This window comes from Anabaena azotica FACHB-119 (assembly GCF_014697625.1).
GTDB lineage: Bacteria > Cyanobacteriota > Cyanobacteriia > Cyanobacteriales > Nostocaceae > Trichormus > Trichormus azoticus_A.
Map to the genome: position 1 here is coordinate 1 of NZ_JACJSG010000040.1, position 24,227 is coordinate 24,227.

The window sequence follows — 24,227 nt, forward strand, 5'->3', positions numbered from 1 at the left end:
CTCTTGCCAAATGTTTGAGGATTTGTAATTCTACATCCATTGCCCTGCTTACCTTCCAGAGTTTTTTCTTTTCATCCTTTTATTCAGAATACTCGGAAAGTGACAGAAGAGGGATAAAAGCCAACAGTAAATATTAAGGTAGTAGCGTGGCAAGGCTAAAATAGTGCAATAAGTTTCCTCTCTAACCTCTGTGTCTCTGTGCCTCTGTGGTTAATTAATGCAACATTTTAAGCTTGCCAGTCCAGTAGTGGCGTGTCTAGACTAAAATGTGGCAATAGGTTTGGGGAAAATTGAACGCAGATGGACGCAGATAAACGCAGATGAGGGTAGGGGCGCACAGCTGTGCGCCCCTACAGATAATCGATGTGTTGCAAATATTTTTTGAATTGGTATTAGGACATCATACAATTTTAAAACCTTCAATTTCAAAGGCTTTCAGCCCTGTCACCTGTCCTCTGCTATATTTCGACTTTCCAAACATCCTCTAACAAAGTCTAAATTAATTTTATCTATACTGTATAAAGAACCTCTCATGAATTTGGAATAAATCGTAATAAAAAATAGAAATCAGAATTTACACATCAAATATTCTTGCATTTATTTGCTCATTGTAAGCGGCGTAAGCCTGATTAATTGCTTGCATGACAGATTCTGAAGTTGCACAATTTTTAATATCAGGATGATATTTTCTGGCTAATTCCAGGTAGGCAAACCTTACTTCCTGAGAATTTGCGCTTTGATCTACGCCCAAAACTTCCCACCATTCTCCAGAGAAGTTAGCGTTATTTTGCGTTTGCATCCAAATATTTATAGTACCGTTTTTACCTCCACTAACTAACGTTTTACTATCAGGGCTAAAAGCAACGGGACTCAAGCCATCAAGAGTCTGTATTATTTGTTTATTATGTAAATCCCACAGTTTAATAATGCCATCTCGGCTACTACTAGCTAAGATTCTTTCGTCATTGCTGATAGCAAGACATGATATAGCTGCTGAGTGTTCTGTTAATATAGAAAGCAATTTTCCTGTATCAAGATTCCACAACTTGATTGTATTGTCTGTACTACCACTAATCAAAGTTTGGTTATCCTGACTGATAACAACTGTAGTCACGACTCCTAAATGTTCAGTCATCATGTAGCGCTGTTTCCAAGTATTCAAATCCCAAATTCTGATAACTTTATCAGCACCACAACTTACAAGCGTTTTACCGTCAGGACTGAAAGCAACCGATAAAACCGAGTTTTTGTGTCCATTTAAAGTTTGTTTTAAATTCCCACTATAGCGTCCCCAAATTCTGATGCTACCATCAGTGCTTCCACTAGCAATATATTTTCCATCAGGGCTAAAAGCAACCGAGTTAACAAACCCATCATGGCTATAAGGAGAGTTTGAGTAAAAGAATGTCCGTAAAAATTTTCTTGTATTTAGTTGCCAACAACTAATTTTTCGATCTACACTGCCACTAACAACCTGCTGCCCATCAGGACTGATAGCAACCGATAAAACTGCCTCAGCTTGTCCAGTAAAAGTGTAAAGCCATTTTCCTGTTTTTAAATGCCAAAGATGAACTTGTCTATCATTACTACCACTGACTAAAGTTTCACCATCAGGGGTAATAGCGATCGCATTCACTCCGGCTAAATGACCTTTGAGTGTTTGTATACATTTCCATCTTCCTGAAGACTGCGTTTTTAGAGAAATTACTTCTGGTTCAGTTTTGGTAGATGAATTATTACTAACTTGAGCCTTAAGCGCTTCTAACTCATCCTCAACTTCTAATGCTGCAAACTTGCGGTTGAGATCCTCCCCCGACAAAAATAGCTCTAACTCTCTGACTGTGGCACTATAGTAATCCATCTGCAAGACTTTTTCTTCCATACGCTCAAAAACTTGAGCAGGAGTTTCTTTAACTTCAGATTCGTCTAAAAGTTTAGCGATACCATAAGATGCAAGCCCCACCACTGCACCAATACCCGCCATTGGTATAGTACCAATCCCAAACGCCAGCCCAATTTTTGGTGCTACCAACCCCATACCACCGAATACGCCAGAACAAGCAGCACCGCCAACAGCACCAATTCCCATTGCACTAACAGCTACAGCATCTACCTCTGTGACTGCTTTCCACAGACCATAAGCAGCCACACCAGCTACAGCACCAGCCGCAACTACAGGAGTTGTTCCTACACCAACTGCACCGAATCCTCCCGCTAATCCCATTCCGCCCACTGTAGCCGCAACACCTGCACCGGCTAGACTTCCCCCAGCAATGAATACTGCGCCTGTTTGATAATTTCCAGCCATTGATAATTAACACTGATATTTTAAAATACTTAAATTTTATTCTTGTTATAGCAGTCGAAGCATAGGTTAGGACATCATACAAATTGAAAACCTTTAATTTCAAAGGCTTTCAGCCCTGTCACCTGTCCCCTGTCACCTGTCCCCTGCTATACATAGATAATGCCCAGCCAAAACCAATAAAATCTAGATTTTTATCTCTCAATTTTGTATTAGGTGCAGGCTTCAGCTATCTTAAGTTTTGAGATAACAAATTACGCTTAATATGACCTCGCTTACTCCTCACCAAAAAGCTAAAGCCTTAAAACCCGGTAGCCGTCGCCCAGCCAAAGAACTATGCAGCGAATGTGGACTGTGCGATACATACTACATTCACTATGTCAAGGAAGCTTGCGCTTTTATCACCCAGCAAATAGACACACTGGAAGAACAAACCCACAGGCGATCGCGCGACCTCGATAACCCCGATGAGCTTTACTTTGGTGTCCATCAAGACATGATGGCAGCCAAGAAACAGCAACCCATCGCAGGCGCACAATGGACTGGTATAGTCAGCACCATTGCCATAGAAATGCTCAATCGTGGCTTAGTTGAGGGCGTGGTCTGCGTCCAGAACAGCAAAGAAGACCGCTTCCAACCCCTGCCTGTAATTGCGCGTACTCCCGAAGAAATACTAGCAGCGCGTGTAAATAAACCAACACTTTCCCCGAACCTTTCCATACTCGAACAAGTGGAAAAATCCGGGATGAAGCGACTGTTAGTAATTGGAGTCGGTTGTCAAATTCAGGCGTTACGCGCTGTCGAGAAGAAACTAGGCTTAGAAAAATTGTACGTTTTGGGTACACCTTGTGTAGATAACGTCAGTCGTGCTGGACTGCAAAAATTCCTAGAAACCACCAGCCGATCGCCTGATACAGTCGTACACTATGAGTTCATGCAGGACTTCCGCATTCACTTCAAGCATGAGGATGGCTCAATTGAGAAAGTCCCCTTCTTTGGCTTAAAAACTAACCAACTTAAAGATGTTTTCGCCCCTTCCTGCATGAGTTGCTTTGATTATGTCAACTCCCTAGCCGATTTAGTAGTGGGTTACATGGGCGCACCCTTCGGCTGGCAGTGGATTGTTGTCAGAAATGATACAGGAAAAGAGATGCTAGACTTGGTGAAAGACCAGTTAGATACCCAGCCTGTAATGTCCCAAGGAAATCGCCAAGAAGCAGTACAACAGGGAATACCCGCCTATGATAAAGGTGTGACTCTGCCCATGTGGGTAGCGAAACTTATGGGTGTGGTGATTGACAAAATCGGCCCTAAAGGCTTGGAGTATGCACGGTTTTCCATTGATTCCCACTTTACGCGCAATTATTTATATGTAAAGCGGAATCATGGCGAGAAGTTAGAGGCTCATGTACCGGAATTTGCTAAACGCATCGTTGGGCAGTATAAATTACCAGAGTAATGCCTCACGCAAAGGCGCGAAGACGCAAAAGAATTTTTTAAGGTTTACAAGTTATTGGCGACTCTGGAAATTCCATCTTTGATTAAGAGGGAGCCAAAGTTTATGAGTAAGCCAAGGCGTTTATTAGCAAGGCGAAGGTATGTTAGCAGTTGCTTTTTGTGTACGGGGTGTACGGTTTCGACTGACTTAAGTTCAACAATCACCTTATTTTCAACAATCAAATCTGCTCGAAACCCTTCTTCTAAATGTACAGCTTCATAGACTACTGGAATAGCTTGCTGCCTCGCCACCTGTAACCCTCGCCTTTCCAACTCATAAGCCAGTACCGCTTCATACACAGATTCAAACAAACCAGGCCCTAAAGTTGTGTGAATCTTGTATGCCGCATCAACAATTTCCTTAGCGATCTCATTCTCCGTCATCTTATCTTCCTTCTTCGCGCCTTAGCGCCTTTGCGTGAGCTTTTCCTAGATCATCGTAGGCAAGCCTGCCTTATGTATATTTCAACACATTACCCGAAAATTAAAAATTAACTCATTAATAACTTATACTTAAACTTAAATTAGTAAATTTTTAATAAATATGGAGTGTTGACCGTAAAACGCCTTAATAAAGCAACCTAATTTGCAAATATGGCAGCGTTCAAACTTCCTTCACGCTTCTTTGGCGATGTTGATTCCGTATCCAAGTTTGGTATTCTCTCCTTAGCACTGGCGAGTACCACTCTATTAGTATTTGTTACAGCTAACTTATTAAATCGATTTACCGGAACTAAACTCATCCTTGTAGCAGGTGACAAACAAGGGGAAAGCTACATCATTAGTAAAGCGATTGAAGAAGTAGTTGAACGCAAATCCAACATTCAAATTGAAGTAATAGCCACTGGTGGGACAACAGAAAATCTAGAAAAATTACAAAAAGGCGAAGCTGATTTAGCAACAGCTCAAGCTGATGTGATTACAGAGGAAATAAATACAATCAGAAACCGTAATCCTCAATTATCTGAACCGCGCTTACAAGTAGCAGAACGCAGTGTAGTCGTATTATATAAAGACTTATTTCAGTTAGTTGTTAGAGATCCCAAAATTCAGACATTTGTTCAACTCAAAGGCAAAACAATTGCTCTACCAGCTAAAGGCGGACAATATGAGTCTTTTGAACAAGTAGCTAGACATTTTGGTTTGAATGCGAAGGATTTAAAAATTACAGGTTTGGACAGTAATGGTAAACCTAATGCAGCTTACACAGATGAGTCAGCAGATAAAGATTTTTTAAACAATAAAGCAGATGCTCTATTTCGTGTCCGCGCTTTAGGCAATAAAAGTATATCGAAACTTGTACAAAAGTCTAGTGGCAGATTGGTAGCAATTGAACAAGCAGAAGCGATGAAAATTCTGTATCCAGCCCTAGAAAGTGCCACAATTCCTAAAGGCTCATATAGAGGTAATCTACCAATACCAGAAACCAATATATCTACGGTGGCAGTATCAAGACTATTATTAGCTAGTGACAAAGTAGATATAGATGTTATTCGAGAAATTACGCAAATTATATTTGAAAATCGTCGAGAAATAGCTAACGCTATTTCCCCCAATAATCCAGAAGTAAAACCTTTAGTATCTACCATTAGTCAGCCCAACACCACCATTAGTCCGGGTTTTCCTCCTCTTCATCCAGGCGCGATCGCTTTCTACCAGCAAAACGAACCTTCTTTTATTCAAGAGAACGCTGACTATCTAGCTTTGCTGTTGACATTGGCTTTACTTATATTTTCTTGGCTGCGGCAAATCAAAATCTGGATAGAAAGCCGCAAAAAGAATGAAGCTGATGAATATATTGAATCAACAATTAAATTGATGAATAAAAGTTTAGGTGATGTAGATTTTAGGCAACAGCTACTTGATGAAGCTTTCAACGCAGCCGCTAAAGCTTTAATTCACGAGAGAATTTCTCAAGAGTCTTTTAGAACTTTTAATGAAGCTTATAAAACTACCAGAGAAACTTTAGAGCGTGAAGCTAAATTTGAGCAAGAGAAAATAGAACAAAAAAATAGAGAACTGGCAGCTAAATCTATCAAGGAAGTTGTCGAATTGCTCAATTATGATATGGAAGACAAAGATTTACTGCAACAAAAAATCGATGCAACTCTTAGAGAAGTTGCCCAAAAATTAATCGCAGACGAGATATCCGAAGAATCATTCCGTACCTTTATTGAAGCTTATAAAACCACAAGAGATGCAATTGAGCGAAATTAATATTAAATTGGTTTGAATACTTATCATATCTATGGGGTTGGTAATTGGTAATTGGTAATTGATAATTGGTAATGGAAAAAATTACCTATTACCACTAAAGCCGACGATATTATAAGTAATTAGCCGAACTCGATATAGTACCCGTAGGCCGATGCACTGCCCACCATATTATGGTCTTGCTGAGCAGTGCATCGGCCTACGTATCATTCAAAAATCAAGTATGAATCCTATATAACTAGCAAAGTGCTAAGTGCTGAGTAAGGTTGTTACTCTTACCCAGTCCCTAGTCCCCGCTCCCCACAGCTGCGATCGCCGCTTCTAATGCGATCGCCACATGAGTCCAATGAGTTCCCCCTTGGCAATACACCACATAAGGTTCACGCAAAGGCCCATCCGCCGAAAATTCCAACGTACTCCCCTCAATAAACGTCCCCCCAGCCATCACTACCTGACTCTCATACCCCGGCATCGCATCAGGAACGGGGTCTAGGTAGGAACCCACCGGAGAATTTTGTTGTATGGCTTTACAGAAGGCAATCAATTTCTGCGCCGAACCCAGTTTAATCGCTTGAATCACATCTCCACGGGGCGCAAAAGGTTCTGGATTTACCGGATAGCCTAGTTTGTCAAATACATAACCAGTGAGGTGAGTCCCCTTCATCGCCTCCCCTACCATCTGCGGCGACAAAAATAAACCCTGATATAACAGGCGATTTTGGTCAAAGGTCGCCCCACCATAACTACCAATACCAGGAGCAGTGAGACGGCAAGCAGCAGCCTCTACTAAATCAGCGCGTCCGGCGACATAACCGCCAGCTGTTACAATAGTCCCACCAGGATTTTTAATTAAGGAACCCGCCATTAAATCCGCACCCACATGGGTGGGTTCTCTGGTTTCAATAAATTCGCCGTAGCAGTTATCAACAAAGCAAACAGTGTGAGGATTTTGCTGTTTGACTAAAGTGACAATTTTTTCAATATCGGCAATTGATAGGCTAGGTCGCCAAGAATAGCCGCGAGAGCGTTGAATTAGCACTAAACGAGTGCTATCAGTAATGCTAGAGCTTAAATCTGACCAATTTATATATCCTTCGGAAGTTAGCTCTAATTGGCGGTATTTTATGCCAAACTCTATAAGGGAGCCTTGACCTTGACCACGCAAACCAATAACTTCTTCGAGCGTATCGTAGGGGGAACCAGCCACTGCTAACATTTCATCACCAGGACGAAGGACACCAAATAAGGCGCAAGCGATCGCATGAGTTCCTGAAACAAACTGCACTCGCACCGCCGCAGCTTCAGCCCCCATTACTTCGGCAAAAACTTTGTCCAAAGTTTCTCGACCTAAATCATCGTGACCGTAACCACTTACACCGGCAAAGTGGTGCGCCCCTACGCGCTGATGGCGGAAAGCTGACAGCACTCTTTGAAGATTTTGCTTGACCTGAGCGTCAATTCCAGAAAAAATCTCTATCAGAGCCTGTTGAGCTTGCCGCAGATGTTCCAAGCTGTTCATTACTTCCTCGTTAACAAAAAATTATATAAATGCGAATGGGAGCGACGATGCTCTGCCTCACCGTAGGCGATCGGACAAACTAGGCTGACAATTTAATTTCGGATTACTGCATGACAATTGCTACTTCAACTAAACCTCAAATCAACTGGGTGAATACCCTATTTTTCCTTGGGCTACACATAGGCGCTTTATTCGCCTTTGTTCCTGGCAACTTCAGCTGGGCAGCTGTTGGTGTGGCTTTACTGCTTTACTGGATCACCGGTGGCTTGGGTATTACATTAGGCTTTCATCGCCTTGTTACCCACCGCAGTTTCCAGACCCCCAAGTGGTTGGAATATATCTTAGTGTTCTGTGGAACTCTTGCCTGTCAAGGAGGACCAATCGAGTGGGTTGGTACACATCGCATTCATCATTTACATTCCGATACTGACCCCGATCCCCATGATTCCAACAAAGGTTTCTGGTGGAGTCATATTGGCTGGCTGATTTATCACTCTCCCGCCCACGCTGATATTCCTCGTTTTACCAAAGATATCGCCGAAGACCCAGTTTATCAGTTTTTGCAGAAATATTTCATTTTCATTCAGATTGCACTGGGTTTATTGCTGTTATATTTGGGCGGCTGGTCTTTTGTCGTCTGGGGAATTTTCGCTCGCATCGTCTGGGTTTACCACTGCACCTGGTTAGTCAACAGTGCTACCCATAAATTCGGCTATCGCACCTACGAATCTGGAGACAAATCAACAAACTGCTGGTGGGTAGCTGTACTTGTGTTTGGCGAAGGCTGGCACAACAACCATCATGCCTTTCAATATTCAGCCCGTCATGGGTTGCAATGGTGGGAAATTGATATGACTTGGATGACCATTCAATTACTGCAAACATTTGGTCTAGCAACTAACATAAAACTTGCAGACAAAAAGCAGTAATTAGTATATTATGTGTCATTAGTTATTTGTCCGAAAAATGACTAATGACTTAGTAATTTTTTTGCAACCAAATATCCACTCGTCATTTCTCAAATAGCCTTAAAAAGCTACACACGGGTGCGCTTGGGTAGCTGGAATTGCTATGATACGGAACTTGTGGCGAGTTACCTTTGCGGTAGCTTGATAGAGGAGTTTGTCGTTCTTTAGGTTTTCATGACTACATCGATAATTAGAAATCAAGAAATAAATAATCGCCTTAATAATCCCGAACTAAGGCTGAAAGATATTATCAAAACTTTGCCCAAGGAATGTTTCCAAAAGAACCAGAGAAAAGCCTGGACACAAGCCTTGCTGAGTGTGGTCATGGCAGGTTTAGGTTATTGGACTATAGCAGTTAGCCCTTGGTTTCTCTTACCCATAGCCTGGATTTTTACAGGTACTGCTTTAACAGGTTTTTTCGTCATTGGTCATGACTGCGGACACCGTTCATTTGCCAAACGTCGTTGGGTAAATGATTTAGTAGGGCATTTATATATGATGCCCTTAATTTATCCCTTTCACAGTTGGCGAATTAAGCATAATCATCATCACAAACATACAAACAAATTAGATGAAGATAATGCTTGGCATCCCATTAGACCAGAAGTGTTTTCTAGTTGGGGTAAAACTCGCCAGTCTGCCTTTAAGTTGTTTATGCGTCAGCGCCTCTGGTGGGTAGGTTCCATTGGACATTGGGCTGTAGTACACTTTGATGCAAATAATTTCAAAGCTAAAGACCGAGCTGATGTCAAGCTTTCTGTGGCTGTAGTTGTATTATTTGCCGCAGTCGTTTTCCCCACTCTCATCGCTACAACAGGAATTTGGGGATTTGTCAAGTTTTGGTTCGTGCCTTGGCTGGTGTATCATTTCTGGATGAGTACCTTCACCATTGTTCACCATACATTCGCCGATGTTCCCTTTGAAGCAAAGAACAAATGGCATGAAGCAATGGCACAGTTATATGGCACTATTCATTGCGACTACCCCAAATGGGTAGAAGTGCTTTGCCACGATATTAACGTTCATGTTCCTCATCACCTTTCCACTGCTATTCCTTCCTATAATTTGCGGTTAGCTTATAGCAGCATTAAAGAAAATTGGGGAGATTACCTGCATGATGAATTTAAGTTTTCATGGTCTTTAATGAAGCAAATTACAGACCAATGCCAGCTTTACAAAACTGATGTTGGCTATAAAACTTTTAATGAATATTACGCAGGACGATAAGTCTCTTGGCTAGTACTATTAACTAGCTACTAAATTGCTAAGAGAAATTAAATCTTCCGTAAATTCAACAGGTTCTGGTAATTCATTATTGATTAATTATGATTATATGAATTGCCAGAAATTATATACCTGGATATCCGAATAAATAACTTCGCAGATATCGCCGAAGTGAATTCTTTCTACTGCAAAAAACTCCGATTTATCTTCCAAAACAGAATCAAGTGCAATTAACAAACATATCTTCCGATAATTCTCCGAACTTGGAACAGTCAGAGAATAGTACACTGCCATTTACTCTTCAGGATTTAAAAGCCGCTATTCCTGCTGAATGTTTTCAACCCAATGTCAGCAAATCACTATATTACTTTTTTCGTGATGTACTAATCATCGGTTCATTGTATGCAGTTGCCCATTACCTAGATTCCTGGTATTTCTGGCCGATTTTCTGGCTGATGCAAGGAACTATGTTTTGGGCATTGTTTGTAGTTGGACATGACTGCGGACATCAATCATTTTCTAAACACAAATGGTTGAATGATTTAGTTGGGCATCTATCACACACACCAATATTAGTTCCCTATCACGGTTGGCGCATCAGTCATAGGACACATCACAAAAACACTGGCAATATCGATAACGACGAAAGCTGGTATCCTGTGACAGAATCCCAATATAAGGAAATGCCTTTGGTACAAAAGATAGGGCGCTACTACGCCTTTTTGTTGGCATATCCAGTATATTTATTCAAGCGTTCTCCCAATAAAGAAGGCTCTCATTTTTCACCTAGCAGTTCCCTCTTCAAGCCTAGCGAAAAATGGGATGTCATCACCAGCACAGTTCTCTGGACTTGCATGGTTGGTTTGTTAGCATTCCTCACCTATCAATGGGGTTGGATGTGGTTGTTGAAATATTACGCCGCACCCTACATAGTGTTTGTAATTTGGCTCGATTTAGTAACATTTCTCCACCATACTGAACCTAATGTACCTTGGTATCGTGGCGAAGATTGGACTTTTCTTAAAGGTGCAATTTCCAGCATCGATCGCAATTACGGTTTAGTAAATCATATCCATCACGATATCGGTACTCACGTAGCGCACCACATTTTCCTGAATATCCCTCACTACAACTTGCTCAAGGCGACTGAGGCGATTAAACCAGTAATGGGTGAGTATTACCGCAAGTCTGAAGAACCAATTTGGAAAGCCTTATGGCGTTCTTCTTTAGCTTGCCATTTCGTCCCAGATACAGGCGGGAAAGTATATTACACTTCCTACAATAAGGTACAGTAGGGGACAGGCTACAGTAGGGTGGGCATTGCCCACCACCACCTGCTTATTAGACCTCTTGCATAAATAATTTGGCGTTGCTGACAATATTATTTTAAGGCTCACGCAAAGGCGCTAAGACGCAAATAAGAACGCAAAATAATAAGTCTTAAAGTTATATATTTTGCCTGTTTAATTATTCTTGCAAGAGGTCTATTGAAATGAGGCAAAATATCAGATAATTAATCGCTACCCTAATCTATACAACAACTGCTATAGCGTTAACCGCCAACAGAAGAGGATGAACGCCGATAAGTTAGATTAAACATCGTGACTCATCGGCGTTCATCTGCGTTTAATTAATTTTCTCTAATTTCATCTCATGTTCGATTAAAGACTTTATAAGGGCTTTTTACCAACACCGTCAGCTATTATCCAGCACAGGAAGTCAGGCTCATCAAAACTTCAAGTGATAAAGATAACTAAATTATTTAATAGACAATAAATTTCATCATGAGCCATAATAAATTAAAAACTAGAAAGGTATTATAAATTTTTGCAAGTTGTTTAAATTGTTAACCTTACTCTACATTTAAGGTATTTTATGTACTTAGAAAAAGTTTGTGTCCCTGATTTTCGTGCTTTAAAAAACGTAGAGATTTGTTTTGAAAGAGAATTGAAACCTAGTATTTTTCCGCTAGGAAGTCTGAACGGTGGTGGAAAAAGTACACTTTTACAACTGATTTTCGTATTACTACATTGTTCTATCCATCCAGACAGAATAGTTTTTTTGAAAAACTTGCTTAATGGTTTCAAAACTTATCAAAAATCAAACAGAAGAATATTAGCCACTATTGATATATGGGAAAACAATAAAACAATACAACTCAGTTTCTTGGTTTGTAAAGAATCTTTTTTTCAAGATTTATTTAATGATGGTAATTTCGATAAAGAAAATTATGTAACTTATGTGTCTGCATCTAGGCGTTTAGAAGAACTGAATACACAAATTTTTTCTTTAAAAAGAGAGGAGAACAGAATAGGAAAGATAGATTCTCAGTTAAGAACTCTAAATAGAAGTGATAACTATAAAGAAAAGAACAATATTTTGCGAAGTATAAACAATCAATTAGAAGAAGAATATATTTCCTTGAATGTTGCTAGTTATGGAGATAAGTTGATAATTTTTTCATCTTATATAAGAACTATGAAAGATTGGGTTAATATATCAAATGAGGATATTCGTAAACTAACAAATTTAACTACAGAAATATTAGATATTATTGACTCAAGTCTGGAAAGTACAAATGAAAAAATTAAAGAAATTGAACTTTATAAGGAAAATTTTTCAAATATTTTAAAAAGAAATAATATGATATATATATGTGAAATTTTGCCTGCTATTCAAGAGCTAGAAGAGAGAGAAATATTAATTTGCCAAATTAAGAACATAGATATAAATGAAGCAACATTATTTTTAGAAAAAATATCAGAAAAAACATTCCTAGCAGCACACGTATCTCAAGTTTTTCTATTTCTGCCTCCAGATTCTAGAAAATCATTATTTAAAACTCAAAACAAAGAAGAGTTGAATGATAATGACTATTATGCACAGCTTAGGAAAGAAAAACCTAAACTTCCAGGTTTTTTTACATATGATTTCATGGCTGTAGATATTCTCATCGATTCTTTTAAAAAAGCTCGTGACCTGGATTTTCTAAAAGCTATAGAAACAGGAGAATATGGAGAAAATTACAAAAAGTTATTAGAAGATTTGAATCATGTTCTAAACAATAAAAAAATCAATATCAACAAGGATTTATCTGGAGTTACATTCAAAATAGATACAGATGATACAGAACTATATCCCGAAGACTTAAGTCATGGTGAGCTAAAAAGATTATGCCTTTATATGTGGATTAAACATCATCAAATAGAAAATTCAATCGTTTTAATGGACGAAATTGAAATTGCATTTCATCCAGACTGGCAATATCAGATAGTTAGAGATATTGAAGAATGGTCGCCTACTAATCAGTATATCCTTGCTACTCACTCTTACGAACTCTGCCAAGCAGTTACGCCTGCTCATGTTAAAGAACTAGAACCAAAACTGAGAAAAAATCCGAAATAAATAAGTAATATTCAGAATGAGCCTTAATGAAATAGAGCTAAAGCAGCATTGTGAACATATTCTTAAATCGAGAAGAATAAAAAATAAAATTGTTGTACTTTGTGAAGGTGCTATTCCGAAAATAGAGGGTACATTATCACCTCAAACATATCACCGTATGGAACAAATGCCTGATGCAAATTTTTACAATGCTTGCATTCCTAAATGGTGGAAAGAATATAGACCACAATTCATTAATTGTGGTAGTCGTCAAGATGTTTTGAATACATTTTTTCAACTTACAGAATTACATAATGAAAGCCCTGAGCAATCTTATTTAGAACCAAATAAACTTTTCGCTCTTGTTGATTTGGATATTCAAAAAGCAGATATTAATAATTACCGTTTCGATAACACTGAAAGCATTTTCTACCATCTTTATGAGCAAGGTAAAATAAATGAAAGCAATTCAAAAGTTCATCGTATATGGGTCACAGGCTTAATTCATAAAGAGGCATATTTTCTTAATCCTGATACCCAATCAGTGTATCAGGATTATGCAACTACACCAAACTATAACGGTAATGCAATCGAAATAGAAAAAATATATTTAGATATGGTTGATGAACTTTGCCAAGATGCTGATTTAAAAAGCAACTGGCAAACAGGATTTAAGCGTATAATCTACTGTTTAGGTGTAAATTGCGATGATATAATTAACTTTCCAAGTCTCTGGAAATCTAAGTATAATCAAAGCCAAAATGATGTTGAGAAAAAACAATTAATCCTAGCTTTATTGACAATTATTAAAGCAAAAAAATATTGGAATAAAATACATCCTCCAAGTGATTTCCAGCTTCCAAAACATAGATATAGAGAAATGTTGATGTTAGAAATAGGTAAATTTTACTCTGAGCAAGATGGCAATATAAATAATCATATTCCTTTTTTCTTTAACACATTACATAGTTTGATTTATTAGAAATTAACAGCTAATATAGCGGATTGCAATCGAATAAAATACAAATTCATCTGCATTCATCTGCGTTCATCTGCGTTCATCTGCGTTTAATTATTCTTTCTGTACCTCGCTGACTTGAAGACCGCTATAGGTTAATGGAATGTATTTTTCCTCAACGAAAAAGGCAAAAGAATTACTTCTTTTGCCTTTTCAATTTAGATGTTGACGTTAGAACTTATTAAAAATCATCATCATCTTCTTCGTCATCGTCAGCATCTTCATAATCATCATCGGCTTCATCCTCTACTAGATCCTGTAGATCCTGCATATCATCAGCAATCAACTCATCATCGAGAATTGAACGACGACTATTAAATGCACCATCCCCAAGAGTGGGAGCATCTAAATTGTAGGCGCGAGCTGTGCGGTCATCCAACACCATATCCAGTGGATCATCGGTTTCATCCAACACACTGGTAGTTTCCAGGGTGGAATAATCTTCAATCATTCCTGGTTCATCATAGGTGTTGTAACCAGTTCCCGCAGGAATCAATCGTCCGATAATCACGTTTTCTTTCAAACCACGCAACCAGTCAGATTTACCTTCAATCGCTGCTTCGGTGAGAACCCTGGTAGTTTCTTGGAAGGATGCGGCAGAAATGAAGCTGTCGGTATTCAAGGATGCTTTGGTAATCCCTAATAATACTGGTGTGTATTGCGCTCTTGCACCGCCAGTAATCGCCATAGCTTCATTCACCTGCTCGACTTGGCGCAGTTCTACCAACTCACCGGGAAGCATGGTAGTATCACCACCATCATCTATCCGTACTTTGTTGGTCATCTGGCGCACAATCACTTCGATGTGTTTGTCGGCGATGTCAATACCTTGCGATTGGTACACCATCTGCACTTCATTCACGAGGAAGGTTTGCACCTTCTGTAAAGCGTGGCTGGCGCAAGCATAAACGCCATCTTCCGAACCCAAGCTGAAGAAGACTTCCAGAATTTCGTGGGGGTTGGAAGGCCCGTCACTCAATGGTTGACCTGCTGATACATGAGAACCATCTAATACAGCTAGGTTTTGTCCAGGGCCAAGGGGGTAATCGGTGACGACACCATTGGATTCTATAACTTTGATAGCGATCGCTTCATCACCATCACCATATACTACCTTAACTTCCCCGCCCCGTTTGCCGAGAATACAAGCTTCCTTGGGCTTCCGGGCTTCTAGTAGTTCTTCGATCCGAGGCAAACCTTGGATGATGTCTCCAGTTTTCGCCCGTTCAAACACCAGCAACACCAAGTTATCGCCCCGTTGTACCAAATCACCATCTTCTATCTGCAATACTGCACCAGGGCTGACTCGGTAGGGACGACCAGCACGGATAGTCACGGCGTAGTTCTTAGTGCTAAGTGCGGCTTCTTGATTGGCAGAACTTTCAGTCGCATTTTTGACTGAAACAACTTGTCCAGATTCTTCGGCGTAAACACCAGGAGCAATTTCTGCACCCTCGACGATTAAATCACCCGCTTTAACTTTGGGTTGGGCGGTGGTATTCACTGTCGCCATGTCACTGTGACGTAGCACTAAACAACGGCGTACCGCTTCGGTTCCCTTCTGTACGCCCCGCACAATCCCACCTTCTTTCGATAAGATTTGGGTACGGGCGACGACAGCACCAGGAACGATGGTTTGCCCATCTTGTACTTCCAGGCTTGTCTGTGTACTACCTTGGGTAGCATCAGCCGCAATGTCACGACGTAGTACCAAGGATTCCAGAATTACCAGTTGCAAGCGTTGAACTTCTGCATCCTCAGAGTCAGGGATTAACTCAATGTCTGCTGCGAGAGGAGAAGCATTATGTTCTTGTTCCCCTTCCTGCTCAATTTCTAATACCAATTGAGTACGTAGCAGTTCTACGCCTTCTACAGACTTCACCCGTTCTGTATCCTTGTAGGGAAGTCTTTGTACTGCCCGTAGTTGAATTGAACGTCCGGTTTGCTGACTAACCGATGTAGTAGATGGTACATCTGGGGTTGTGGGAACAGCAAACTCTACAACTGGACGGCTTAACAGTGCAGGGCCTTCTGGTGATTCTACATACTGGATGTAACGCAGTTCTGTAGCAACTTGCCCTAACAGTTCTTCGCCTGGTTGTAGCAAGGTGTTGTCTCTACCGATAACGGCTTCTGGGTCGTCTACCATCAGCAGTTCACCCGGCTTAATCACGACTTCCCGGAGAATGTCGTTTTTCTGGGTGACTTCTACCACACCACTGTTTTGACAGAAGATGTCTTTGACGACTTCTGTACCAGCTTCCACAAACTGACCATCTTCAACCAACAGCAGGGAGATGTCTTTGTTAACTTCGTGGGTTTCTTCAGGAATCCATAACAATGTACCGCCCTGTACCACTTCATAACCCAGCTTGGCTTTACCTTTCTTCTGAACTTCTACGCCAGAGAATTTGAGGAAACCACCTGTGGTTGTGCGATAGCGGTCATCAATTAATTCAGCAACTACTTGACCATTTTGTACTTTTGTGCCTGGGGTTGCCCGCAGGTTAAATACTTGGTTATTGCCAGTAGTTACCAAGTAGCTGTTACGACCTTGGGAACTTTGAACGGTGACGGTTGCTTGGTCTAAAACTACGGAAGCGGTGATGATTTCGATTTCTCTAGTACTCTTACCAGGAGTTGCTTCTGGTAAACGTACTACCCCACCATGTATAGTTGTTAACTTAGTTTCTGCTAAGACACCGTTAGTTTCGACGCGATCGCCATTTTTCACCACCAATTCCGCCCCTGGTGGCAAGTTATACACCTCACCAGAGAGAATCCAAATCAAACCACCCCTGGCGGCTGTGGTTGTGGTGTTACCTTGACGGTCTGTCTTTTGTTCCGGGACGACCTCAGCAAACTTCACTTCCCCAGCTAAGTCAGAAGCCACATCTTTCACGGCTTTTTCTGTATTAGTCCGGGTAGTCCGACCACCAAGGGCTACCTCCGCCAGCAATTGACCTTGTTTTACCTGTTGTCCATCAGTAATATAGATGGTGGAACCTTGGGTAACTTGAATTTCCTGGGGTGCTGGGGTTTCCGAACCTTCCTTACGAGGTTCCAGAATCATGATCCCATTGCTTTCTACGAATAAAGCATCTTCCCCGTGACGAGTCCGGTAGGGTCTGGTGCGTAACTTCTTAGGTAACTTGATAGTTCCATCAACTTTGGAACGTACTTGTTGCGCTACTTCCCCAGTGAACACACCCCCGGTGTGGAATGTCCGCATGGTCAGCTGGGTTCCAGGTTCACCGATACTTTGAGCAGCGATAATACCCACGGCTTCCCCTAAGTCTACCATCTTAGCGTGAGCCAAACTCCAACCGTAGCAGTGCTGACACACAGAACGGGCGGCTTCACAGGTGAGAGGCGATCGCACCACAACTTCCTTCACCCCAGCCTTCTCAATGTCCTTAGCCAAGTCATCAGAAATTGGGGTATTGCGTGGAGCAATCACTTCTTTTGTAGTAGGATGAATGACATCCTCGCCTATTACCCGACCCAACAAGCGTGTAGACAACTTGATCAGGGTTTTATTCCCTTCGGTCATCGCCCGGATAGGAATCCCTCTAGTAGTACCGCAATCAATTTCCCGAATGATTACATCCTGGGATACGTCTACAAGACGGCGGGTCAGATAACCAGAGTCGGCTGTACGTAACGCCGTATCCACCAGACCTTTTCTCGCACCGTAAGACGAAATAATGTATTCTGTTACAGTCAGACCTTCACGGAAGTTAGTTTTGATGGGTAAGTCGATAATTTCCCCTTGCGGATCTGCCATCAGACCCCGCATCCCCACCAACTGACGCACCTGAGAGATATTACCCCGCGCCCCAGAGAACGCCATCATGTATACAGAATTGAGGGGGTTAGTTTGTCTAAAGTGGGTAACAACCTCATCCTTCAGGGCTTCACTAGTACCGTTCCAAGTATCAATTACCTTTTGGAAACGTTCAACTTCCGTAATTTCACCCCGTTGGTAACGAGCTTCAGTCGCGCGAATTTCCTCCTCGGCTGCTTCCAGAAGACTCCGCTTACTGGGTGGAACCATCAAGTCATCAACACTGATAGAAACCCCAGCTCTAGTAGCATAGCGGAAGCCCAAATCCTTCAACTTATCCGCCATCACTGCGGTACGCGCCGTTCCATAATGAGTGAACGCCCAAGAAATCAAATTTCTCAGTTGACCTTTATCAACGACGCGATTGCGAAAAATCATCTTTTCGTTAGTCATTAGTCATTAGTCCTTAGTCATTAGTCATTAGTCATTAGTCATTAGTCATTAGTCCTTAGTTGTAGCTGTTAACTATACGTGAGTTCGACAAGCGTTGTTTTGACCTCTCCCCCAACCCCTCTCCTTCGAGGAGAGGGGAGTAAGACGGTGATTTTTTCGTTTCTCCTCCCTCTCCTGACGGAGACGCTACGCGAACGCCTTTTAGGAGAGGGAGGTTGGGAGGGAGAGGTTCATCGAACTCACGCTAACTATGGACTATTGACTATGGACTATTGACTAACTTGCAAGTGCTTCTTGAATCGCTTTATTGTAAATAACGCGACCTGGAGTAGTGCGAATATACTGAGAAATCAAATTTCCCTGAGCGTCTTCTCTGACTCGGCGGTACTTATAGAGTAGAGTCCGGCTACCATCTTCGTTATTTGTAACTTCCAAAGGTTCCGTGTCTGGTTGGTCAGATTCCATTTCCCCGTCGAACCGCACGTAAATATAGGCGTGCAAGTCAATTTGCTCTTGCTGGAATGCCATAATTACGTCGTCCAAAGAAGCAAAATATTTACCTGCACCTTTGGTAGCGCCTGGGTTTTCCGCCGTCAGGTAATAAGCACCCAATACCATGTCTTGGCTAGGTGTGATAATTGGTCTACCTGTAGCGGGTGAGAGAATATTGTTAGAAGCCAGCATTAACAACCGCGCTTCCGCCTGACTTTCCAGAGATAGGGGAACGTGTACCGCCATTTGGTCGCCGTCAAAGTCAGCGTTAAAAGCTGGACAGACCAAAGGATGGAGTTGAATGGCGCGACCTTCCACCAAAATTGGTTCAAACGCCTGAATACCCAAACGGTGTAGGGTAGGCGCACGGTTTAGCATGACTGGGTGTCCTTCAATCACCTCTTCCAACACATCCCAAACACTAGGGTCATTGCGAGAAATTAACTTTTTCGCAGCCTTGATGTTATTCACCATCCCACTACGAATGAGGCGGTTAATTACAAATGGCTGGAATAACTCGATCGCCATTTCTCTGGGCAAACCGCACTGGTGAATCTGCAATTTCGGCCCGACCACAATTACCGAACGTCCAGAGTAGTCAACCCGTTTACCTAACAGGTTTTGCCGGAAACGTCCTTGCTTACCTTCAATAATGTCGGACAAAGATTTCAGGGGTCGGTTATTTGCCCCCACCACGGTGCGTCCCCGACGACCGTTATCAATTAAAGCGTCTACAGCTTCTTGCAGCATCCGCTTTTCGTTCCGCACAATAATTTCTGGTGCGAGAATTTCTTGCAATCTGGCTAAACGGTTATTCCGGTTAATTACCCGGCGATACAAATCATTCAAGTCGCTGGTAGCAAACCGTCCACCGTCCAACTGCACCATTGGGCGCAAGTCTGGAGGAATTACAGGAATAACGGACATCACCATCCACTCTGGCTTGGAACCAGTAGCGATGAAGTTGTCAATTACCCGCAGGCGCTTGATCAGTTTGGCGCGTTTTTGTCCCTTCGCACTGCCAATTTCTTCCCGGAGCTTTTCTGCTTCTTCCTCTAAATTAATATCAGCTAGTAAGCGCAACAGTGCTTCCGCACCAATACCAACTTCTACACCTTGCAATTGAGAATCTTCGCTGTAGATTTGGTCTTCAATTTCTAGCCACTGGTCTTCGCTCAGTAGTTGCTTGTAGGTCAAGGTTTCCGCATTACCGGGGCTGAGAACAACGTAAGAGTTGAAATAGACAATTTGTTCTACATCCCGCAAAGGCATATCCAAGAGAATGGAGATGTAGCTAGGAATCCCTTTGAGATACCAGACGTGGGCTACAGGTGCAGCCAGTTTGATGTATCCCATGCGGTGACGGCGTACCCGTGACTCGGTAACTTCCACGCCGCAACGCTCACAGACAATACCTCTATGGCGGACTCTCTTATACTTACCACAGTGGCATTCCCAATCTTTCGCCGGGCCAAAGATGCGCTCACAAAACAAGCCATCCATTTCTGGCTTGAGAGTCCGGTAATTTATCGTTTCTGGTTTGGTAACTTCACCTACGACCTGACCATTGGGTAATGTACGCTCACCCCATTGGCGAATACGTTCTGGTGATGCCAAGCCGATTTTAACGTAGTCAAACTGATTAGTTTGGGCGGGTCTCATCTTTTTTTATTCGTAATTCGTAATGCGTAATTTTATGGGGGATTGGGTATTGGGGACTGGGTATTGGGTATTGGGAATTTTCCCAGTCCCCAGTCCCTACTCCCTATTCCCTACTCATCATCATCCAAAGATTCGCGGGAAAGCGACTCGTAGGTTGGTCTGGGTGGCGTGCGACGGGATGCTTGGTCTGCCATTAAATCGACTTCGACATCCAAGGAACTACCATCAGCTTGGGTTTCTACCTTATGTACAGCGATATCTAAGCCCAAGGATTGTAGTTCTCGCATCAATACCTTAAAGGATTCTGGTGTTCCCGGACGGGGAATAGCCTTACCTTTGACGATCGCATTTAATGCTTCGTTCCGTCCCTGCATATCGTCGGATTTCACCGTTAGCAATTCCTGCAAGGTATAAGCAGCACCGAAGGCTTCCAGCGCCCACACTTCCATTTCTCCGAAGCGCTGACCACCTTGTTGGGCTTTTCCACCCAGGGGTTGCTGTGTTACCAAAGAGTAAGGGCCTGTAGAACGGGCGTGAATCTTGTCGTCTACTAGGTGTACCAGCTTCAGCATATAAGCCACGCCGATAGTTACCGGACGGTCAAAGGCTTCGCCTGTCCGACCATCGAACACCATGATTTTCCCAGGATCATCTGGGTTGTACACCCAATTTTTCCCTGTCTCATCCCTGGCTTCTTGCAATTTGCCATGCACAATACGGCGTGATGACTCTTCCCCGTACATTTCATCGAAAGGAGTAATCTTGAACCGTACACCCAAGGTATGACCAGCCCAACCCAACAGACATTCAAATACCTGTCCGACGTTCATCCGGCTGGGTACACCCAAGGGGTTAAGTACAATATCCACAGGGGAACCATCTGGTAAATAAGGCATATCTTCTATCGGTAATATGCGGGAGATAATCCCTTTATTACCGTGACGACCCGCCATTTTGTCGCCGACTTGGATTTTCCGCTTCTGGGCTACGTACACCCGGACGACCATATTCGCCCCTGGTGGTAATTCATCCCCTTGTTCGCGGGTAAATAAGCGCACGTCTACCACACGCCCTTTTTCACCGTTGGGTACACGCAGGGAGTTGTCGCGCACATCCCGCGCCTTCTCACCGAAAATCGCCCGTAATAGTTTTTCTTCTGGTGGTTGGTCAGATTCACCTTTGGGTGTCACTTTACCTACCAAGATATCGCCAGCTTCTACCCAAGCCCCAATGCGAATAATCCCTTGCTCATCTAGTTGACGCAAAGCATCTTCCCCGACGTTGGGAATTTCTCTAGTGATTTCTTCTGGGCCGAGTTTGGTTTGGCGTGCCTCAATTTCATATTTCTCGATGTGAATTGAGGTATAAATGTCATCCTGTACCAATCTTTCCGAAATCAAAATCGCGTCTTCGTAGTTATAGCCTTCCCAAGGCATATAAGCGACGACGATATTTTGACCAAGCGCCAATTCCCCACCTTCGGTAGAGGAACCATCAGCTAATACCTGACCAGCAACTACCCGCTCACCAATTCGCACCAGGGGTTTTTGGTTGAGACAGGTATCTTGGTTAGAACGTTGGTACTTGGAAAGGGTGTAACGAATTTCCTGCCCTTTGCTAGATGTCATTTGTCCGTTGTCAGTGGATTTACCACTGGCGGTTGGCAATTGCCCACTTACGCGCACACGGATTTCTGTCGCATCCACGTAGACAACATCCCCATCAGTACGGGAGACAATTACCATCCCGGAGTCTCTCGCACCTTGGGCTTCTAAGCCTGTTCCCACCAAAGGACGCTCTGGTTTGAGTAGGGGTACTGCTTGCCGTTGCATATTGGAACCCATGAGGGCGCGGTTCGCGTCGTCATGTTCCAAGAAGGGAATCATACTTGTAGCTACAGATACGATTTGTACTGGAGATACGGCTACGTAGTCTACTTGTTCTGGTGTGGTGGTGGAGAACTCTTGGCGGTAACGGACTGGTACTTGGGGGCCAATGATATGTCCGTTTTCATCTACAGGAATATCCCCAGGTGCTACCCGCAGGTCGTCTTCTTCGTCGGCGGTCATGTACACGGCAGGTTGGTCAAATAACACCTTGCCATTTTCCACAGGTCTAAATGGAGTTTCGAGGAAGCCGTACTGGTTAACGCGGGCGTGGGTTGCCAAGGAACCAATCAAACCAGCGTTGGGGCCTTCTGGTGTCTCGATGGGACAGATCCGACCGTAGTGGGAGGGGTGAATATCGCGCACGGCAAAACCTGCCCGTTCTCTGGTCAAACCACCAGGGCCAAGGGCTGACAGACGGCGTTTGTGGGTCAGTTCTGCTAAGGGATTTGTTTGATCCATGAACTGACTCAATTGGCTGGAACCGAAAAATTCCTTGATGGCTGCGACCAAGGGTTTAGGGTTGACCAAGGATGCTGGTGTCAATACTTCTGCATCCGATACGGTCATCCGTTCTCGAATAATTCGCTCAAGGCGGTTTAACCCAACTCTAACTTGGTTTTGCAGCAATTCACCAACACTTCGCACCCGACGGTTGCCTAAGTGGTCGATGTCGTCAACGCTACCGATATCGTATTCCAGGTTGATTAAGTAATCGACTGCTGCCAAGATATCGCCAGGGGTAAGGACGCGGACGGTATCAGGGACAGATAGGCGGAGTTTTTTGTTGAGTTTGTATCTCCCAACTCTACCCAAGTCGTAACGTTTGGGGTCAAAGAAACGGGAGTCTAGTAACTGTTGTCCACCTAATACGGTTGGAGGTTCACCTGGACGAAGTTTTCTGTACAACTCCATCAGGGCTTCTTCTTCGGAAAATTGCCCTTCTTTCTCAATAGTTTTTTGGAAGTACTCAGGGTGACGGAGGGCATCAAAAATTTCGTTATCTGATAAGCCTAAAGCCTTCAACAGTACCTGGGCTGAGAGTTTGCGGGTTTTGTCGATCCGTACCCACACCAAATCATTCCGGTCTGTTTCAAATTTCAACCATGCACCCCGGTTAGGGATGAGGCTGGCTGAATAGGTGCGGCGACCGTTTTTATCGATTTCTGATTTGTAGTAAACTCCAGGCGATCGCACAATCTGGTTGACAATTACCCGCTCGGCTCCGTTAATAATAAACGTACCGCGATCGGTCATCAAAGGCAGATCCCCGATAAATACTTCTTGTTCTTTGATATCCCCAGTTTCTTTGTTCAACAGGCGGGTGGGAACATACATCTGTACAGCATAGGTACTATCACGACGTTTCGCTTCCTCAACGCTGTACTTCGGTTCCTTAAGTTTGTAATTATGTCCTAAAAAATGCAGTTCTAATTTGCCTGTATAGTCTGTAATAGGACTAAAGGAGTTCAGCTCTTCTATCAGCCCTTCTTCTAAAAACCAGCGAAAGCTTGCTCGCTGGATTTCAATCAAGTCGGGCAACAGAAAGGCTGGTTCAATATAATTTTCGCTAATCATGCCTCTACCTTTGTCAACCTGGTTAAATTTTTTAGATGACACTACAGCTAGTGTCCTTAGCCGTTGGGAAACTTCTCCTCTATCTGGCCTGATCAATTACAGGCAAGGGCAAACGGAGCAATTGAAGCTGGAAAGGGTAATTTTGACAAGAGGGCAATAACCCCTTGTAGCCAGTCAAGGATTTCCCTACCCAGCCATACAGCCAATTCCCCAGCAGCAACTGTTTGATAAATATCTGAA

Annotated in this window: 13 protein-coding genes; 7 read left to right on the top strand and 6 right to left on the bottom strand. The window is 42.7% G+C overall.

Going from position 1 to position 24,227, the window contains the following annotated elements:
* Positions 1-574: 574 nt before the first annotated feature.
* Positions 575-2,308 (bottom strand): WD40 domain-containing protein, encoded by a 1,734-nt coding sequence (locus tag H6G83_RS24625; RefSeq protein WP_190476814.1) that lies wholly within the window; start codon positions 2,306-2,308, stop codon positions 575-577.
* Positions 2,309-2,570: 262 nt separating this feature from the next.
* On the opposite strand from H6G83_RS24625, the gene H6G83_RS24630 reads away from it, so the two are divergent.
* Complete coding sequence (locus H6G83_RS24630) at positions 2,571-3,764, top strand: Coenzyme F420 hydrogenase/dehydrogenase, beta subunit C-terminal domain (RefSeq protein WP_190476816.1); 1,194 nt, start codon at positions 2,571-2,573, stop codon at positions 3,762-3,764.
* 44 nt (positions 3,765-3,808) lie between these two features.
* Here H6G83_RS24630 and H6G83_RS24635 read toward each other — a convergent pair whose 3' ends face one another.
* Positions 3,809-4,186: a GxxExxY protein gene (locus H6G83_RS24635; RefSeq protein WP_190476818.1), complete on the bottom strand. Its 378-nt coding sequence runs from the start codon at positions 4,184-4,186 to the stop codon at positions 3,809-3,811.
* A gap of 210 nt (positions 4,187-4,396) precedes the next feature.
* Here H6G83_RS24635 and H6G83_RS24640 point away from each other — a divergent pair, with 210 nt between their 5' ends.
* Positions 4,397-6,019, top strand: coding sequence for a TAXI family TRAP transporter solute-binding subunit (locus H6G83_RS24640; protein ID WP_190476820.1), 1,623 nt, complete (start codon positions 4,397-4,399; stop codon positions 6,017-6,019).
* Between the two features lie 283 nt (positions 6,020-6,302).
* Here H6G83_RS24640 and H6G83_RS24645 read toward each other — a convergent pair whose 3' ends face one another.
* The gene (locus tag H6G83_RS24645) at positions 6,303-7,535 is read right to left on the bottom strand and encodes a methionine gamma-lyase family protein (protein ID WP_190476822.1); all 1,233 of its coding nucleotides are present in this window, start codon (positions 7,533-7,535) and stop codon (positions 6,303-6,305) included.
* 110 nt (positions 7,536-7,645) lie between these two features.
* On the opposite strand from H6G83_RS24645, the gene H6G83_RS24650 reads away from it, so the two are divergent.
* The 5 genes from H6G83_RS24650 to H6G83_RS24670 all read left to right on the top strand — a co-directional run bounded on the left by H6G83_RS24650 (position 7,646) and on the right by H6G83_RS24670 (position 14,093).
* Positions 7,646-8,464, top strand: coding sequence for an acyl-CoA desaturase (locus H6G83_RS24650; protein ID WP_190476824.1), 819 nt, complete (start codon positions 7,646-7,648; stop codon positions 8,462-8,464).
* 213 nt (positions 8,465-8,677) lie between these two features.
* On the top strand, positions 8,678-9,730 hold the full coding sequence (locus H6G83_RS24655) for a fatty acid desaturase (protein ID WP_190476826.1): 1,053 nt from the start codon (positions 8,678-8,680) through the stop codon (positions 9,728-9,730).
* Between the two features lie 221 nt (positions 9,731-9,951).
* Complete coding sequence (locus tag H6G83_RS24660) at positions 9,952-11,022, top strand: fatty acid desaturase (protein WP_190476828.1); 1,071 nt, start codon at positions 9,952-9,954, stop codon at positions 11,020-11,022.
* 580 nt (positions 11,023-11,602) lie between these two features.
* A complete protein-coding gene (locus tag H6G83_RS24665) occupies positions 11,603-13,132 on the top strand; it encodes an AAA family ATPase (RefSeq protein WP_190476830.1) in 1,530 nt (509 codons plus the stop codon).
* Between the two features lie 16 nt (positions 13,133-13,148).
* Positions 13,149-14,093 (top strand): hypothetical protein, encoded by a 945-nt coding sequence (locus H6G83_RS24670; protein ID WP_190476832.1) that lies wholly within the window; start codon positions 13,149-13,151, stop codon positions 14,091-14,093.
* Positions 14,094-14,310: 217 nt separating this feature from the next.
* Here H6G83_RS24670 and H6G83_RS24675 read toward each other — a convergent pair whose 3' ends face one another.
* The 3 genes from H6G83_RS24675 to rpoB form a co-directional block, all read right to left on the bottom strand.
* Positions 14,311-18,369 carry a DNA-directed RNA polymerase subunit beta'' gene (locus H6G83_RS24675; protein ID WP_190476834.1) on the bottom strand — a complete coding sequence of 1,353 codons (4,059 nt, stop codon included), beginning with the start codon at positions 18,367-18,369 and terminating at the stop codon, positions 14,311-14,313.
* A gap of 276 nt (positions 18,370-18,645) precedes the next feature.
* Positions 18,646-20,523: a DNA-directed RNA polymerase subunit gamma gene (locus H6G83_RS24680; protein ID WP_190476836.1), complete on the bottom strand. Its 1,878-nt coding sequence runs from the start codon at positions 20,521-20,523 to the stop codon at positions 18,646-18,648.
* Between the two features lie 110 nt (positions 20,524-20,633).
* Complete coding sequence (rpoB, locus tag H6G83_RS24685) at positions 20,634-23,987, bottom strand: DNA-directed RNA polymerase subunit beta (RefSeq protein WP_190476940.1); 3,354 nt, start codon at positions 23,985-23,987, stop codon at positions 20,634-20,636.
* Positions 23,988-24,227: the final 240 nt, after the last annotated feature.